At 70.9% G+C, this 15,267-nt stretch carries 12 protein-coding genes; 4 read left to right on the top strand and 8 right to left on the bottom strand.

All coding sequences use genetic code 11. The features are described from left to right. Positions 1–19 precede the first annotated feature (19 nt). The 5 genes from Adu01nite_RS04245 to deoC form a co-directional block, all read right to left on the bottom strand. Complete coding sequence (locus Adu01nite_RS04245) at positions 20–2,461, bottom strand: transposase (RefSeq protein ID WP_203724985.1); 2,442 nt, start codon at positions 2,459–2,461, stop codon at positions 20–22. Between the two features lie 70 nt (positions 2,462–2,531). Continuing rightward, positions 2,532–3,392, bottom strand: a complete 861-nt coding sequence (locus Adu01nite_RS04240; protein ID WP_203724983.1) for a SatS C-terminal domain-containing protein — start codon at positions 3,390–3,392, stop codon at positions 2,532–2,534. Positions 3,393–3,510: 118 nt separating this feature from the next. Then, complete coding sequence (locus Adu01nite_RS04235; protein ID WP_239132125.1) at positions 3,511–4,323, bottom strand: aldehyde dehydrogenase family protein; 813 nt, start codon at positions 4,321–4,323, stop codon at positions 3,511–3,513. 16 nt (positions 4,324–4,339) lie between these two features. Continuing rightward, on the bottom strand, positions 4,340–5,758 hold the full coding sequence (locus Adu01nite_RS04230; RefSeq protein ID WP_203724980.1) for an aldehyde dehydrogenase family protein: 1,419 nt from the start codon (positions 5,756–5,758) through the stop codon (positions 4,340–4,342). A 2-nt stretch (positions 5,759–5,760) separates the two neighbouring features. Continuing rightward, positions 5,761–6,711, bottom strand: coding sequence for a deoxyribose-phosphate aldolase (gene deoC, locus Adu01nite_RS04225; RefSeq protein WP_203724979.1), 951 nt, complete (start codon positions 6,709–6,711; stop codon positions 5,761–5,763). A gap of 59 nt (positions 6,712–6,770) precedes the next feature. Between deoC and upp the strand changes: the two genes are divergently transcribed. Beyond that, entirely contained in the window at positions 6,771–7,403 is a 633-nt protein-coding gene (upp, locus tag Adu01nite_RS04220) for a uracil phosphoribosyltransferase (RefSeq protein WP_203724977.1), read from the top strand. Here the strand turns inward: upp and Adu01nite_RS04215 are convergent. Next, a complete protein-coding gene (locus Adu01nite_RS04215) occupies positions 7,400–7,891 on the bottom strand; it encodes an NUDIX hydrolase (protein WP_203724975.1) in 492 nt (163 codons plus the stop codon). The two genes, upp and Adu01nite_RS04215, sit on opposite strands and share 4 nt — an antisense overlap. A 147-nt stretch (positions 7,892–8,038) precedes the next feature. Between Adu01nite_RS04215 and galE the strand changes: the two genes are divergently transcribed. Both galE and Adu01nite_RS04205 read left to right on the top strand, forming a co-directional pair. Continuing rightward, complete coding sequence (galE, locus tag Adu01nite_RS04210; protein ID WP_203724974.1) at positions 8,039–9,049, top strand: UDP-glucose 4-epimerase GalE; 1,011 nt, start codon at positions 8,039–8,041, stop codon at positions 9,047–9,049. A 77-nt stretch (positions 9,050–9,126) separates the two neighbouring features. Continuing rightward, positions 9,127–9,810: a GOLPH3/VPS74 family protein gene (locus Adu01nite_RS04205; protein WP_203724972.1), complete on the top strand. Its 684-nt coding sequence runs from the start codon at positions 9,127–9,129 to the stop codon at positions 9,808–9,810. Between the two features lie 8 nt (positions 9,811–9,818). Here the strand turns inward: Adu01nite_RS04205 and Adu01nite_RS04200 are convergent, their stop codons facing one another. Together Adu01nite_RS04200 and Adu01nite_RS04195 are read right to left on the bottom strand one after the other, a co-directional pair. Continuing rightward, positions 9,819–11,465, bottom strand: coding sequence for a phospho-sugar mutase (locus Adu01nite_RS04200; protein WP_203724970.1), 1,647 nt, complete (start codon positions 11,463–11,465; stop codon positions 9,819–9,821). A 27-nt stretch (positions 11,466–11,492) separates the two neighbouring features. Further along, the gene (locus tag Adu01nite_RS04195) at positions 11,493–13,412 is read right to left on the bottom strand and encodes a serine/threonine-protein kinase (RefSeq protein WP_203724968.1); all 1,920 of its coding nucleotides are present in this window, start codon (positions 13,410–13,412) and stop codon (positions 11,493–11,495) included. Positions 13,413–13,617: 205 nt separating this feature from the next. On the opposite strand from Adu01nite_RS04195, the gene Adu01nite_RS04190 reads away from it, so the two are divergent. Beyond that, on the top strand, positions 13,618–15,183 hold the full coding sequence (locus Adu01nite_RS04190) for an acyl-CoA mutase large subunit family protein (protein WP_203724966.1): 1,566 nt from the start codon (positions 13,618–13,620) through the stop codon (positions 15,181–15,183). Positions 15,184–15,267 lie beyond the last annotated feature (84 nt).

The raw sequence follows: 15,267 nt of genomic DNA, 5'->3' as shown, positions 1-15,267 counted from the left end.
CGCCTTTTTGCTGCTTCGACTAGCGAGAGTTGGAGTTCGCGTTGTCGTTGTTGTTGCGGTAGTCGTCCGCGCCTTCCCGGTCCCGGGTGAAGTCCCAGCCGCCGGCCGACTCGCGGCCCGGCCGGCCACCCATCGCGAACCCGCCGATCTCCTGACCGCGGCGCCAGCCACGGAAGTAGCCGGTGGTGTGCGCGGCGATGCTCGCCGCGTCGCGGACGATGCGCAGCGGGCGCTCGTCACGCAGCGGCGAACCGGGGACCAGGTTGGCCTGGGGGACGCGCTTGGGCAGGCCCGCGGGCGTCTCGGCGGCGATCTCCGGGGTGGCGGCACGCTCGGCGGCCTGCCATCCGCTGTCGTTCGCGTTGGCCCAATCCATGTCAGGCGTCTGGTCGGTGTGGCCGGTGAACCAGGCCGACCGGGCGGCCGCGAAGATCAGCAGGTCACCGTCGCTGCCGTCGGACGGAACCGGCGGCGCGGTGCTGCGGTCGAGCGCGGTCAGTGTGGTGCCGGAGCTGGAGATCGTGCCGTTGTTGCCGTTGCGGCGGCGGGCGGCGCCCTCGACCAGGCGCAGCGACGGCGGGTCGCCGACCGGCGGCAGATCGGCCACGGTGGCGTCGAGGCTGTTGCCGATGCGCGGCTCCACCAGGCGCAGGGCCGGCGGCTCCTTCGGCATGTCCTGCCACGGCGGCTTGACCCGGCCGGTGTCGGCGGAGGGCGGGGCGCTGATCGAGGACGAGGCGGCCGGGACCGGCAGGTCGTCGGCACCCGGGTTCATCATCGGCCAGTTGGCCCGGGAGCCGGGCTCGGACGGCTCCGGACGCGGCGCCGGCATCGGCAGCGAAGAATAGTCGGTGGCGCTGCCCGGTGCGGGCGCGGCGCGGCCGGGACGCGGCGGGATGACCGTGCGCTGCCGCTCGGCGCGAACGCTGTTGATCGCGGCGTTGGTCAGCGTCGCCCGGAACGGCTGTCCACTCTCGGCGGGCGACACGGACGCGGCCGGGGACAGCGGTGCGGACGGCGGCGGGTAGCCGGGCGAGGAGAACCCGGGCGACGGCGGCGCGGACGACGGCGGCGCGGACGACGGCCCGAAGCCGGGCGGCGGTGCGGACGAGGGCCCGAAGCCGGGCGACGGCGCGGACGACGGCCCGAACCCGGGTGCCGGCGACGCGGAGGCCGGCCCGAAGCCGGGCGGCGGCGGTGCCGAGGCCGGGCTGCGGCCACCGGAGACCGGGCGGGAACCGGGTGTGATCGGCGTCATGCCGGGCGGCGGCGGGGGCACCGACACCGGGCGGTTGCCGGGCACCGGAGCGCGGTTGGGGAAGGCCGCGGCGGCCGCGGGCGCGACCGGCGGCGGGGTGACCGGGCGCGGGGCCAGCGGCGGCGGGGCCACCGGGTCGGGTGCGGTCGGCGGAGCATTCATCGGCTGCGGGATGACCGGGCTGCCGTCGCTGATCGGATCGCGCCGGGTGCGCCGGGTCAGGCGGGCGTCGGGCACGGACTGCAGCGGTGCTGCCTCCGCGCGGCGCCGGGTCGAGCCGGCCGCGGTGCTGCTGCGGGCCGCGATCGTGCCGATCAGCGAGGCGCAGGCGGCGTCGCAGGCACGGACCGCCGCGATGGCCTTGCGGACCGTCTCGGCGGCCGCGGGGGCCAGCGACTTGTTGACCCCGCCACGGCGCGGCGACTCGCTTATCGCCACGTGCAGCGCGGTGACGGCCGCGATGATCTCGTCGTCGGAGCCGGCGCCGGAGCGGATCAGCTCGGCGGCGACCTGCTCGGCCACCCGCTCGGGGTCGCCCTGCGCGGTGAGCCGGCCCGGCTCGGGCAGCGCGTCGAGCACGGCGAGGGCCAGCGGGTGGGCCGGGTCGGTGAACGCCCGCAGGGCCGCCGGGTAGAGCTCGCGGAGGACCTCGCGCAGCGCCATCGCGGTCGCCTGCCGGCCGCCGAGGAGGGCCACGTGCGCGGCCAGCACCGGCTTGTAACTGACCAGCTCGCGCGGGGCCATCTGGTTGGTCGCGGCGATGGCCCCGGCCTGCAACGCCCGGGCCAGGCCGGCGGCCCGGCGAGCGGCCGGCGGGGCCTGCATCTCCTCGACCGAGTCGTCGTCGGCGAAGCGCTCGGCGAAGTCGTCGGTGGTGTCGTCGTCGGTGACCACCAGGGGACGGCCCGCCGCGATGAGCAGCGACGTCACCAGGTGATCGTCGCTGTCGGCGGCGACCGCGGCGTCGGTGAATCCACTCGTCCGCTCCACGAGCAGCATGCCCAGCTCGGCGTAGCCGCCCGGGTCGTCGCTGATCTCGTGAACACCGAGCAGTCGGCCTGCGTCATCCACCACGGCGATGGTCAGCCGCGCGGCCGAGGCCGAGCGCACCGTTTCATCAGCCGACGCGAGACCGCAGTACACGCGCACGAGCGCCACGGCGTCGTCCTCCTCCCCGGTGAAACTTTGTTCGGGACCCACCATGAGTCATGGGGCCGCGCAGGTCAAAGTCTCATTGCATTTTGGCCAAGCACTGATGGTCCCTGTTGAGGGGTCAGTCGCGCCAGTCCACAGCGGCAGAGATCTTGCCGATTACCGAGCGCCAGCCGAGACTTGCCTGTTGTGCCCCGATTTTCTTCAATCGGCGGCGACCGAAGAATCCGCCCATGCCACCGCTTTCCGTCGTCCGGAGGGAATCGTCCAGATCGTCGAGCGGCGAGCCGGGCGACAGGGCCAGGATCACCGGCTTGAGCCGGAGGGCGTAGCCCAGGTCGCGGGCCACCTCGCCGGCCGCGATGAGCAGCGGAAGGTCCCAGCTGTCGTGCCCGCCACGCAGGTTTTCCACCACGAGGTCGAGCTCGTAGCGGTCGTCCGCCTGCGGGTCGATGTCGGTCGACTGTACCCGCTCGGCCAGGGTGCCCCAGCTGTCGAGTTGTGCGAGGTCGTGCGGTGCACCCGAACGAATGAAGGAGACCAGCGACTCCGGCGTCTTGAACGCGAGCAGCTTGCCCTTGTGGCTCAGGAACATCGGGACGTCCTCGTCGGCCGCCTCGTCCTCCTCGACCGCTTCGTCCTCGAAGTCTTCGGGGTCGGGCTCCTCGGACGCCGCCTTCGCGTCCTCGTCGACCGCCTGGTCGACCTCGCCCTCGGTGAGCAGCGCCGAGAACTCGTCGTCGGCGATGACCTCTTCCTCGTCCTCCGCGGCCAGGCGCTTCTTGCGCGCCTCGAACGGGTCGTCCTCGTCGATGACGACCTCGGTCGGGGTCAGCTCGGAGGCCTTGCGGAATGCCCGCAGGGTCAGGCCGACGCCGCCGGGCAGGGCGATTTCGACCGGTTCGATCCGGACTTCTTCCCAGAGGTCCTGGCCGGAGAGGCCCGTTGCGGACTTCTCGGACTCGTCGGACTGGCTGGCCACGGTGACCTCCGGGATGATTCGGACGGTTGGACGGTGATTCTGCCGACACACCCTAGTGTGCCCTCCTGAGAGCTGGCAGGCCGTCCCCCGTGATTCCGCATCGGCCGACGTCCGGCGGTCAGAAACCCTTGGGGTGCCAGACCGTCTTCGTCTCCAGGAACGCGGTCATCGGCGCCGTCCCCGGATCACCGGTGAAGTCGCCGCTGCCGGGCCGCCGGACCCGCTTGAGCGTGCCCGCGGCGGCCCGCTCCAGCTCGGTGGCGAGCTCCGCGTCGTCGACCGCGGTCAGGTCGAGACCGTTGACGTCGTCGTGCGAGGCGAGCCAGGGCGCGGTCTCGGCGGCGTGTCCGGTGAGGATGTTCACCACGCCGCCGGGCACGTCGGAGGTGGCCAGCACCTCGGCGAGGGTGACCGCCACCTGCGGGCCGGCCGCGAGGGCGACCACGGTGTTTCCGGTCACGATCGCCGGGGCGACCACACTGACCAGGCCGAGCAGCGACGGCGGCGCGATCACGCCGATCACGCCGGTGGGCTCGGGCGAGGAGAGGTTGAAGTAGGGGCCGGCCACCGGGTTGGCACTGCCGGTCACCTGGGCGATCTTGTCGGACCAGCCCGCATACCAGACCAGGCGGTCGATCGCGGCGGTCACCTCGTCGGCGGGGACGCCGAGCGCGGTGAACTCGGCCCGGCGGGCCTCGACCATCTCGGCGATCCGGTAGACCACCTGGCCGCGGTTGTAGGCGGTGGCGGCGGCCCACTTGGGCTGGGCCGCGCGGGCCGCGACGACCGCGTCCCGGGCGTCCTTACGGGAGGCGAGGGCCACGTTGTCGCCGTCCACGAGATAGGTCCGTCCTGACTCGCTGCGCGGGAAGGACCCGCCGATGTAGAGCTTGTAGGTCTTTCGCACGGAAAGACGGGTGGGCTCCTTCAGAGCCGCCTTCGGTGACTTAGGCAAGGTACGCCTCCAGGCCGTGGCGGCCGCCTTCGCGACCGTAACCGGACTCCTTGTAACCGCCGAACGGCGACGTGGGGTCGAACTTGTTGAACGTGTTGGCCCAGACCACGCCGGCCCGCAGCTTGTCGGCGACGGCCAGGATCCGGGAGCCCTTTTCGGACCAGATGCCGGCCGAGAGTCCGTACGGCGTGTTGTTGGCCTTTTCGATCGCCTCGGCCGGGGTCCGGAAGGTCAGCACCGACAGGACCGGGCCGAAGATCTCCTCGCGGGCGATCCGGTGCGCCTGGGTCACTCCGGTGAAGATCGTCGGGGCGAACCAGAAGCCGCGATCGGGCAGCGAACATTCTGGCGACCAGCGTTCGGCGCCCTCTTCGCTTCCAATTTCCGACAATTCGGTAATTCGGGCGAGCTGGGCGGCCGAGTTGATCGCGCCGACATCGGTGTTCTTGTCGAGCGGGTCGCCGACCCGCAGCGTGGCCATCCGGCGCTTGAGCGAGTCGAGCAACTCCTCGGCGATCGACTCCTGGACCAGCAGGCGCGACCCGGCGCAGCACACGTGGCCCTGGTTGAAGAAGATGCCGTTCACGATGCCCTCGACCGCCTGGTCGATCGGCGCGTCGTCGAAGACGATGTTGGCGGCCTTGCCACCCAGCTCCAGGGTGAGCCGCTTGCCGGTGCCGGCCACCGAGCGGGCGATCTGCCGGCCCACCTCGGTCGAACCGGTGAAGGCGACCTTGTCGATGCCGGGGTGCTCGACCAGGTAGCGACCCGTGTCGCCGGCGCCGGTCACGATGTTGACCACGCCCGGCGGCAGGTCGGCCTGGCGGCAGACGTCGGCGAAGAACAGCGCGGAGAGCGGCGTGGTCTCGGCCGGCTTGAGCACCACCGTGTTGCCGGCCGCCAGCGCCGGCGCGATCTTCCAGGCCAGCATCAGCAGCGGGAAGTTCCACGGGATGACCTGGCCGGCGACGCCGACCGGCCTGGGGTCGGGGCCGAAGCCCGCATATTGCAGCTTGTCGGCCCAGCCGGCGTAGTAGAAGAAGTGCGCGGCGACCAGCGGCAGGTCGACGTCGCGGGTCTCCTTGATCGGCTTGCCGTTGTCGAGCGACTCGAGGACGGCCAGCTCGCGGGAGCGCTCCTGGATGATCCGGGCGATCCGGAACAGGTATTTGGCCCGCTCGGCGCCGGGCAGGGCGGACCACGTCGCGAAGGCGCGGCGGGCGGCGGCCACGGCGCGGTCGACGTCCTCGGGAGCGCCGAGCGCCACCTCGGACAGGACCTCCTCGGTGGCCGGGTTGATCGTCTTGAAGACGTCCTTGCCGGGGGTGAAGTCGCCGTCGATGAACAGGCCGTAGGAGGGCTGGATCGTGACGACCGAGCGGGACTCGGGTGCCGGAGCGTACTCGAACATGATCAGTCCAGCGTGAAGTAGTCGGGGCCGGCGTAGTGGCCGGTGGTGAGCTTGGTGCGCTGCATGAGCAGGTCGTTGAGCAGCGACGAGGCACCGAACCGGAACCAGTCGGGGCTCAGCCAGTCGTCGCCGACCGTCTCGTTGATCAGCACCAGGTATTTGATGGCGTCCTTGGTCGTGCGGATGCCGCCGGCCGGCTTCACGCCGATCTGCCGGCCGGTCTGAGCCCGGAAGTCGCGCACCGCCTCCAGCATGACCAGGGTGACCGGAAGGGTGGCGGCCACCGGGACCTTGCCGGTGGAGGTCTTGATGAAGTCGGCGCCGGCCAGCATCGCCAGCCAGGAGGCGCGGCGGACGTTGTCGTACGTCGCCAGCTCGCCGGTCTCCAGAATGACCTTGAGGTGGGCGCTGCCACACGCCTCCTTGACCGCGACGATCTCGTCGAAGACCTTGGCGTAATCGCCGGCCAGGAACGCGCCCCGGCTGATCACCATGTCGATCTCGTCGGCGCCGCCGGCCACCGCGTCACGGGTGTCGGCGAGCTTCACGTCCAGCGGCGCCTGCCCGGACGGGAAGGCGGTGGCCACGCTGGCCAGGTGCACGCCGGAGCCCTTGAGCACCTCGTAGGCGACCGGGACCATGGCCGGGTAGACGCAGATCGCGCCGACGGTCGGGCAGGTCGGGTCGGCAGGGTCGGGTCGCAGGGCCTTGGCGGAGAGCGCGCGGACCTTGCCGGGCGTGTCCGCACCCTCGAGGGTGGTGAGGTCGACCATCCGGATCGCCAGGTCGATCGCCCGCGCCTTGGCCGTCGTCTTCACCGATCGGGTGCCGAGCGCGGCCGCCCTCGCCTCGACGCCCACCTTGTCGACCCCGGGCAGTCCGTGCAGGAAAGCGCGCAGGTTGACGGCGGAATCGGGCAGGGCGGACAGCCGGGACGTCGCTGTCGCAGTCATGAAATCGATTCTACGCAGCCGGTTAACAATTGATCTTGACAGACCGGTAGGTTGTCGGCGTGGACGTACTCGTTGTAGATCACCCGCTGGCCCAGACCCGGCTCACCGCGATGCGAAATGCGGAGACCGACAGCGGTGTCTTCCGCGCTTCGCTGCACGAGCTCACCACGATGGTCGTCTACGAGGCGGCGCGCTCCTTCGCCGTCGAGCAGTACCCGATCGACACCCCGGTCGCGCCCACCCAGGGCACCAGGCTGGCCAACCCGCCGCTGATCGTCCCGGTGCTCCGGGCCGGCCTGGGGATGGCCGATTCGGCGCTGGCGCTGCTGCCCGAGTCGTCGATGGGCTTCGTCGGCCTGGCCCGCGACGAGAAGACGTACGAGCCCCGGGCGTACATGGAGTCGCTGCCCGCCGACCTGGCCGGGCAGCCGGTGCTGGTGCTCGACCCGATGCTGGCCACCGGCGGCTCGCTGCTGCACTGCTGCAAGCTGCTGGTCGACCGCGGTTGCACCGACATGATCATCTGCTGCGTGCTGGCCGCGCCGGAGGGCATCGAGCGGCTGAGCGAGAGCGGCCTGCCGCTGCGCCTGGTCACCGCCTCGATCGACGAGGGCCTGAACGACAAGGCCTACATCGTGCCCGGTCTCGGTGACGCCGGTGACCGCCAGTTCGGCGGCATGCGCCGGTTCTAGGAGAGCTCGGTGTAACTCCAGCTGAGCGCCTTGCCGCTGGCGAACGGCATCACCCCGTGGAACGGCGTGGGGGAGTCGGCGAAGACCAGTGGCAGGAAGTGCCGGTCGGACTCCCACATCGGCAGGTTGCCGGCCAGCACATCGGCGATCGGCATCCAGTGCAGGCTGCCCTCGTCGTTGGCGGACAACGGCGTGCCGGTCCAGGACGTGATCCGGAACAGGAAGCCGAACCAGTTGCCGCCGTCCTTGCCGAAGCCGGGCCAGGAAATGGTGCCGGCGAAGTCGAGCGTCCCGCATTCGAGGCCGGCCTCCTCCCGGATCTCCCGCCGCATGCACGCGGCCACGTCCTCACCCGGTTCGAGCTTGCCGCCGAGGCCGTTGTAGTAGCCGAAATGGATGTCGTCGGGCCGGGTGTCCCGCCGGATCATCAGGATGTTCTTCCGGTCGGCGGAGAAGACATAACCGAGCGTGGCGATGGTGGCCTGCACTGAGCGTCCAACCCTCTCTGGAAAGACAGCTTTTTGCGAGTAATTCACTGAATCGGGTGGGGTCGCCCGGTTGGCCGAGGGTAACAATCGGCACTTGCCCCTAACGTCTTGGCGCGTATCGCGGTCAGGGCCAAAAGGGGATTTTTCGTGAAAGTGCTCATTGCCGGGGGCGCAGGCTTCATCGGCAGCACTATCGGCTCGTGCCTGCTCGACGCCGGCCACCAGCCGGTCGTTCTGGACAACTTGGTTACCGGGCGCCGGGAGTTCTGCGCCGGCCGGCCGTTCTACGAGGGTGACATCGCCGACCGGGCGATCCTGGACCGCATCTTCGACGACCACCCGGACATCGAGGCGGTCGTGCACTGCGCGGCGCTCATCGTGGTGCCCGACTCGGTGGCCCGGCCGATCAGCTACTACCGGGAGAACGTCGTGAAGACGCTCGACCTGGTCGACCACCTGATCGCCAAGGGGGTCACCCGGCTGGTGTTCAGCTCGTCGGCCTCGATCTACGAGCCGAACGACGAGTTCAGCGTCGACGAGGGCTCGGCGCTGGCGGCGCAGAGCCCGTACGCCCGGACCAAGCTGGTGGTCGAGCGGATGTTCACCGACATCACCGCGGCCAGCCCGCTGCGGGTGCTCTCGCTGCGCTACTTCAACCCGATCGGCGCCGACCCGAAGATGCGGACCGGTCTGCAGGTGGCGGCGCCGAGCCACGCGCTCGGCAAACTGATCGAGGCCTACCGCGCCGGCACCCCGTTCAGCGTGACCGGAGTCGACTACCCGACACGGGACGGGTCCGGGATCCGGGACTACGTCCACGTCTGGGACCTGGCCGGCGCGCACCTGCGGGCCCTTGAGGTCTTCGACACACTTTTCCCGGAAAAATCGCATTACCGGGTGATCAATCTCGGCACCGGGACCGGCACTACGGTCCGGGAGTTCGTCGAGGCGTTCAACCAGGTCGTCGACCGGCCGGTGGCGATCGCCGAGGCGCCCCGGCGGCCGGGTGACCAGGCCGGTGCCTACACCCGGAGCACCCGGGCCGCGGATCTGCTCGGCTGGCGGGCCGAGCACAGCGTCGCCGACGGCATCCGGGACACGCTCGCCTGGTTCGAACAGCGCGACCGGATTCTGCCCGACCTGGCGGGACGCCGCTAGTTGAGGAACATCGGGATGGTCTTTCGACCCGACCTGGCGATCGTCGCGCGTGACTCCTGCCACTATCGTTGCGTCTCATGACCTCCATTCCGCTCGCCGAGGAACTGCTCCTCCTCGCCTATGACGACCGGACCGGCAAAGCGACCGGCTCCCGCATCGGGCTCGACCTCGGCATGGCCGCGGCTGTGCTGGTCGATCTGGCCCTGGCGGGGCGGGTCGCCTACGTCGACGGCTTCCTGAAGGTGTCCGACCCGCGGCCGATCGGTGACCCGATCGCCGACGCGGTCCTGGCCAAGGTCGCCGCCGACGAGCCGCACACGCCGAGCCAGTGGGTGCAGCGGCTGCGCCACCGCCTGCGCACCCGGGTCCTCGAGGACCTGGTGTCCCGCGGCGTGGTGCAGGACGTGGACGAGACCCAGATGGGCGTCATCCACGTGCACCGCTACCCGACCACCGATCACGCCTACGAGACCGAGATCCGCAAGCGGCTCGCCGACGCGCTGACCAGCGACGGCATCTGCGACGAGCGGACCGCCGCGCTGGCCACCCTGCTCAGCGCCACCCGGATGGAGCCGGCCCTGCGGCTTCCGCCCGAGGAGTCGGCCCGGGCGCACGAGCGCCTCGAGCAGATCGCGGCGGGCGCCGGCTTCTCCGGCTCGGCCGACCTGGAGGACTCGATCGTCCGCCCGGCGGTCGCGCTGGTGGTCGCCACCCTCGGCAAGGCGATTCAGGCCGCCCTGGGCACGCCCAAGCCGGCCTGACACCGCCTTCAGACGCCGAGCGCCGCCGCCGTTTCGTCCCGCAGGGTGCGAAGAGCGGCGGCCGCACGGATCCGGGCCGCGGGCACGTCGCCGTCGGCGACGGGTTCCACCACCTCGAGGTACGCCTTGAGCTTCGGTTCGGTGCCCGACGGCCGGATCACCACCCGCACCGCGGCGGTGCGGAAGGTCAGCACGTCGTTCTCCGGCAGCAGGTCGTTCACCCCGATCAGCGGCGCGCCGAGCAGGGTGGCCGGCGGTGCCTGCCGGGCCCGGCCCATCGCGGTGCCGATCTCGGCCAGGTCGTCGACCCGCACCGACAGCTGGTCGGTGGCGTGCACGCCGAACTCGGCGGCCAGCTCGTCCAGCCGGTCGGCCAGCGTCTTCCCGGCGGTCTTCAGCGTCGCGGCCAGCTCGGCCACGGTCAGGGCCGCGGTGATCCCGTCCTTGTCCCGCACCAGGGTCGGCGACACGCAGTAGCCGAGCGCCTCCTCGTAGCCGAAGGCCAGGTCCTCGTCGGCCCGTACGATCCACTTGAAGCCGGTCAGGGTCTCGGCGTAGGGCACGCCCCGGGCGTCGGACAGCTTGCCGAGCAGCTGCGACGAGACGATCGTGGTCGCGTACGTCCCGGGCATTCCCCGCCGGATCAGGTGGTCGGCGAGCAGGATGCCCAGCTCGTCACCGCGCAGCGGACGCCACCCGCCGCCGGCCGTCGGGATCGCCACCGCGCAGCGGTCCGCGTCCGGGTCGTTGGCGATCGCCAGGTCGGCGCCGTGCGCGGCGGCCAGCGCGAGGAGGTTGTCCATCGCGCCCGGTTCCTCCGGGTTGGGGAACGCGACGGTGGGGAAGTCCGGGTCGGGGGTGAACTGGTTGGGGACGAACGCCGGCGGCGGGAACCCGGCCGCGGCGAACGCGGCCAGCACCGTCTCGCCGCCGACCCCGTGCAGCGGGGTGTAGGCGATCTTCAGGTCACGCGGACCGCCCGCGTCGAGCACGGCCGCGGCGCTCACCACGTACCCAGAAACGATCTTGTCGTCGAGAACCGTGCCCGGCTCGCCCAGCCGGACCCCTGCGATCGGGCCGACGGCCCGGATGGCCGCCTCGATGCCGGCGTCGGCCGGCGGGACGATCTGCGCGCCGTCCCCGGCCCGCCCGCCCAGCTCGCGCCCGAGGTAGACCTTGTAGCCGTTGTCCTGCGGCGGATTGTGGCTGGCGGTGACCATCACCCCGGCCACCGCGTCCAGCGCGCGCACCGCGTAGGCGAGCACCGGCGTGGGTAGCGTGCCCGGCATCAGCAGCGCCTCCCGCCCGGCGCCGGTGGCGACCTGGGCAGTCCGCTCGGCGAACTCGCGGGAGCCGTGCCGGGCGTCGTAGCCGATCACCAGCGGTCCGGTGCCACCCTGCTCGGTCAGCCAGGCGATCAGCCCGGCGGCGGCCCGGGTGACCACCGCGAGGTTCATCCCGTTCGGCCCGGCCCGCAGGCGGCCGCGCAGCCCGGCGGTGCCGAAGGTGAGCGGCCCGGCGAAACGGTCGCGCAGCTCGGCCGCCGTCCCGGGCAGACCTTCGAGCAGCGCGCTCAGCTCCGCGCGGCCCGCCGGGTCGGGATCGTCGGCCAGCCAGGCCTGGGCAGTCGCCAGAAGTTCATCGTCACGTGCCATCAGGTGTTGATAGCACGTGCCGAAAGATCAGGCGTCCTGGAGGGTGTAAGTCTTGATCATTTCATCGAAGATCGGCTTGCTGTCGGCGAACTGCGCCTCGGTGGCGGTCATGTAGAACGAATACGCCTTGCCGCCGGTGATCACCGCACCCCAGAGGCCGTGCCGGGCGGCGTCGCCGGTGCCGCACGTGTACTCCAGGACGGCGCCGTCCTTGCCGGAGATCGTGGCCTTGTCGAGCGCGATCCGGGTGTACGGCTTCGGGCAGTTGGCCGACTTCGTCTTGAGGGTGTTCTCCGCGACGCCGAGGAACGACGTGGGCGTGCCCTTCGACGTCTCGACCAGGATGCGGACCTTGTGCTTGGCGTCCTTGGGGTCGACGTAGTCCACCCAGCTGCCGGCCGCCTTGCGGGTCCAGCCCTTCGGCACCTGCACGGTGATGCCGCGGTCGTTGTACTCCTGGGTCTCGACCACCGGCTCGACCGGCGCCGCGACCGTCTCCTGGGCGGTGGGCGGCGGTGTCGTGCCGCCGCCGCTGCCGACCAGCGAGAAGACCACGACCAGCAGGACGACCACGGCGAGCGCGCTGCCGCCGGCGATCAGCTGCTTGTTGCGCTCCCAGCCCTTGACGGTGGTGACCGCTCGGCCGGTGGTCTCCTTGACCGTGCCGACCGCCTTGTCGATCATCTGCTTGCGCTTGACCGACGGGCTCGACACCACGGTGCCGGGCATCGGATCGCGCGCCGCGCGGGCGCCGTTCCAGGAGTCCCGCGGCGGGATCACGCTTGTCGGGTCGGCGTTGCCGCCCCGCGCGGACGGCAGCATGCCGGTCGCGGCGAGCCCGTCGGCCGGCTCCGGGGCGCGTCGCCGGCCACCGCCGGCCGGGGTCGCGTTGCTCTGCTGCAGCTTGGCCAGGTGATCGGTGAGCGACTGCCCGGGCGCGAGCATCGCCCGGCCGCCGATCTGCCCGCTCGGCTGCGGCGGGATCGGCTGGGTCTCGGCCGGCGCGGCCGACGGCCGCTGGGCCGGAACCACCGAGTAGGGGTCGGTCATCATGTGCGGCGGGGCCTTGCTGGCCAGCGGGCCGGCGAGCTGCTGACGCAGCATCGTCCGGGCGGTCTGCACGTCCATCCGCTTGGCCGGATCTTTCTCCAGCAGACCCATCAGCACCGGAGTCAGCGAACCCGCGCGCACGGCCGGGGCCGGCGGGTCCTCGACCACGGCGTGCATGGTCTCGATCGGGTCGCCCTTGTCGAACGGCGGGCGGCCCTCGACCGCGGTGAAGAGCGTGACACCCAGCGAGAACAGGTCGCTCGGCGGGCCGAAGTCGCTGCCCATCGCCCGCTCCGGGGAGATGAAGTGCGGCGAACCGAGCACCATGCCGGGCGTGGTCAGCTGAATGTCGGTGGGCATCCGGGCGACGCCGAAGTCGGTCAGCACGCAGCGGCCGTCCGAGCAGATCAGCACGTTGGCCGGCTTGACGTCGCGGTGCAGCACGCCGTGCGCGTGGGCCACCTCGAGCGCACCGAGCAGCGCGATGCCGATCTTGGCGACGACCCGGGGGGTGACCGGCCCGTCCTCGATCACCATGTCGGCGAGGCTGCGCGCGTCGAGCAGCTCCATCACGATCCACGGCCGGCCGTTCTCGTGCACGACGTCGTAGACCTGGACCACGGCGGGATGCTGAAGCGCGGCCGCGGCACGGGCCTCGCGCATGGTCCGCTCATACATCGAGTCGCGGTCGCTTGGCGCCAGGCCGGGCGGCAGCACGACCTCCTTGATGGCCACGTCACGGCGCAGCAGCGTGTCCGCCGCGCGCCAGACCGTGCCCATGCCACCGTGGCCCACCGCGGCACGCAGCGTGTAACGCCCGCCGATGAGAGTGCCCGGGGCCGCGCGTCCGCTGGTGTGCGCTGTGTTGCCGCCGCTCCACGTCGGAATCTGAGTCACTGAGGATGCCACCGAGGGGGTCTAGGGGCCGTCGACCAACCCCGCTATCTTGCCCGTAGCCGACCCCTATTTGAAAGCCACGGGGCCGGTGTTCCTATGAAGTCGACAAACCGTGACCGGGAAATCTCCCTGAGTTCGGACTATCGGACTCTCTGTGCAAAAGGCCTCACTCTCCAGGCCCGAGCGACGCCCTAGGATCACATTTGTGAACGCAGAGTCGGGTTTCGAGATCAAGCCGGTCTATCGCCCGGAGGATGTCCCCGCGGGCGCACCGCTCGGCGAGCCGGGCGAATACCCGTACACCCGGGGTCCGTACCCGACGATGTACACGAAGCGGCCCTGGACCATGCGGCAGTACGCGGGCTTCGGCACCGCGACCGAGTCCAACGCGCGCTACCACCAGCTGCTCAAGGCCGGCACGATGGGCCTCTCGGTGGCGTTCGACCTGCCCACCCAGATGGGCTACGACTCCGACGACCCGATCGCGCACGGCGAGGTCGGCAAGGTCGGGGTGGCGATCGACTCGATCGACGACATGCGCAAGCTGTTCGACGGCATCCCGCTCGACCAGGTCTCCACCTCGATGACGATCAACGCGCCGGGCTCGGTCCTGCTCCTGCTCTACCAACTGGTCGCCGAGGAGCAGGGCGTCGAGGGCGGCAAGCTGCAGGGCACCATCCAGAACGACATCCTGAAGGAGTACATCGCCCGCGGGACGTATATTTTCCCGCCGAAGCCGTCGCTGCGGCTGGTGGCCGACACCTTCGCCTACTGCCGGGCCGAGATCCCGAAGTGGAACACCATCTCGATCTCCGGCTACCACATGGCCGAGGCCGGTGCCACGCCCGCGCAGGAGATCGCGTTCACCCTGGCCAACGGCATGGAGTACGTCCGGGCCGCGCTCGCCGCCGGCCTGGCCGTCGACGACTTCGCGCCCCGCCTGTCGTTCTTCTTCGTCGCCCGCACCACCCTGCTCGAGGAGATCGCCAAGTTCCGCGCGGCCCGCCGGATGTGGGCCCGGATCATGCGCGAGGAGTTCGGCGCCCAGGATCCGAAGTCGCTGATGCTGCGGTTCCACACCCAGACCGCGGGCGTGCAGCTCACCGCCCAGCAGCCCGAGGTCAACCTGGTGCGGGTGGCGATCCAGGCGCTCGGCGCGATCGCCGGCGGCACCCAGTCGCTGCACACCAACGCGTACGACGAGGCGATCGCGCTGCCCACCGAGAAGTCGGCCCGGCTCGCACTGCGGACCCAGCAGGTGCTCGCCTACGAGAGCGGCTTGACCGGCACGGTCGACCCGTTCGCCGGGTCCTACGCGATCGAGGCGATGACCGACGAGGTGGAGCGCGAGGCGACCGCGCTGATCGAGCGGGTCTTCTCGTTCGGATCGGTGGTCGACGCGATCGAGCAGGGCTTCCAGAAGGAAGAGATCGAGACCTCGGCGTACCGGATCGCCAACGAGATCGACTCCGGCGAGCGGGTGGTGGTCGGCGTCAACCGCTTCACGGTCGACGACCAGGAGAAGTACGACCCGCTGCGGGTCGACCCGGCGATCGAGGCGGCCCAGGTCGGCCGGCTGGCGACGCTTCGCGCCGAACGGGACTCGGCCGCGGTCGAGGCCGCACTCGGGGATTTGGCGAAGGCCGCACAGGGAACAGAGAACGTTCTACCGTTGATGAAAGACGCTTTGCGACTGCGTGCCACTGTTGGCGAGGTATGCCACACGCTGCGTGGCGTGTGGGGGATCTACCACCCGGTGGAGCGTTTCTGAGGCAAGTACGAGGCACGTACCCGTGTCATGGTTGAACTCCGTCACCTCCGTGATCCGTTACCGGTTGTAGGAGGTGAAGGGCCA

The organism is Paractinoplanes durhamensis (assembly GCF_016862175.1).
GTDB classification, from domain to species: Bacteria; Actinomycetota; Actinomycetes; order Mycobacteriales; family Micromonosporaceae; genus Actinoplanes; species Actinoplanes durhamensis.
This window is presented reverse-complemented; position numbering and strand designations above follow the sequence as displayed.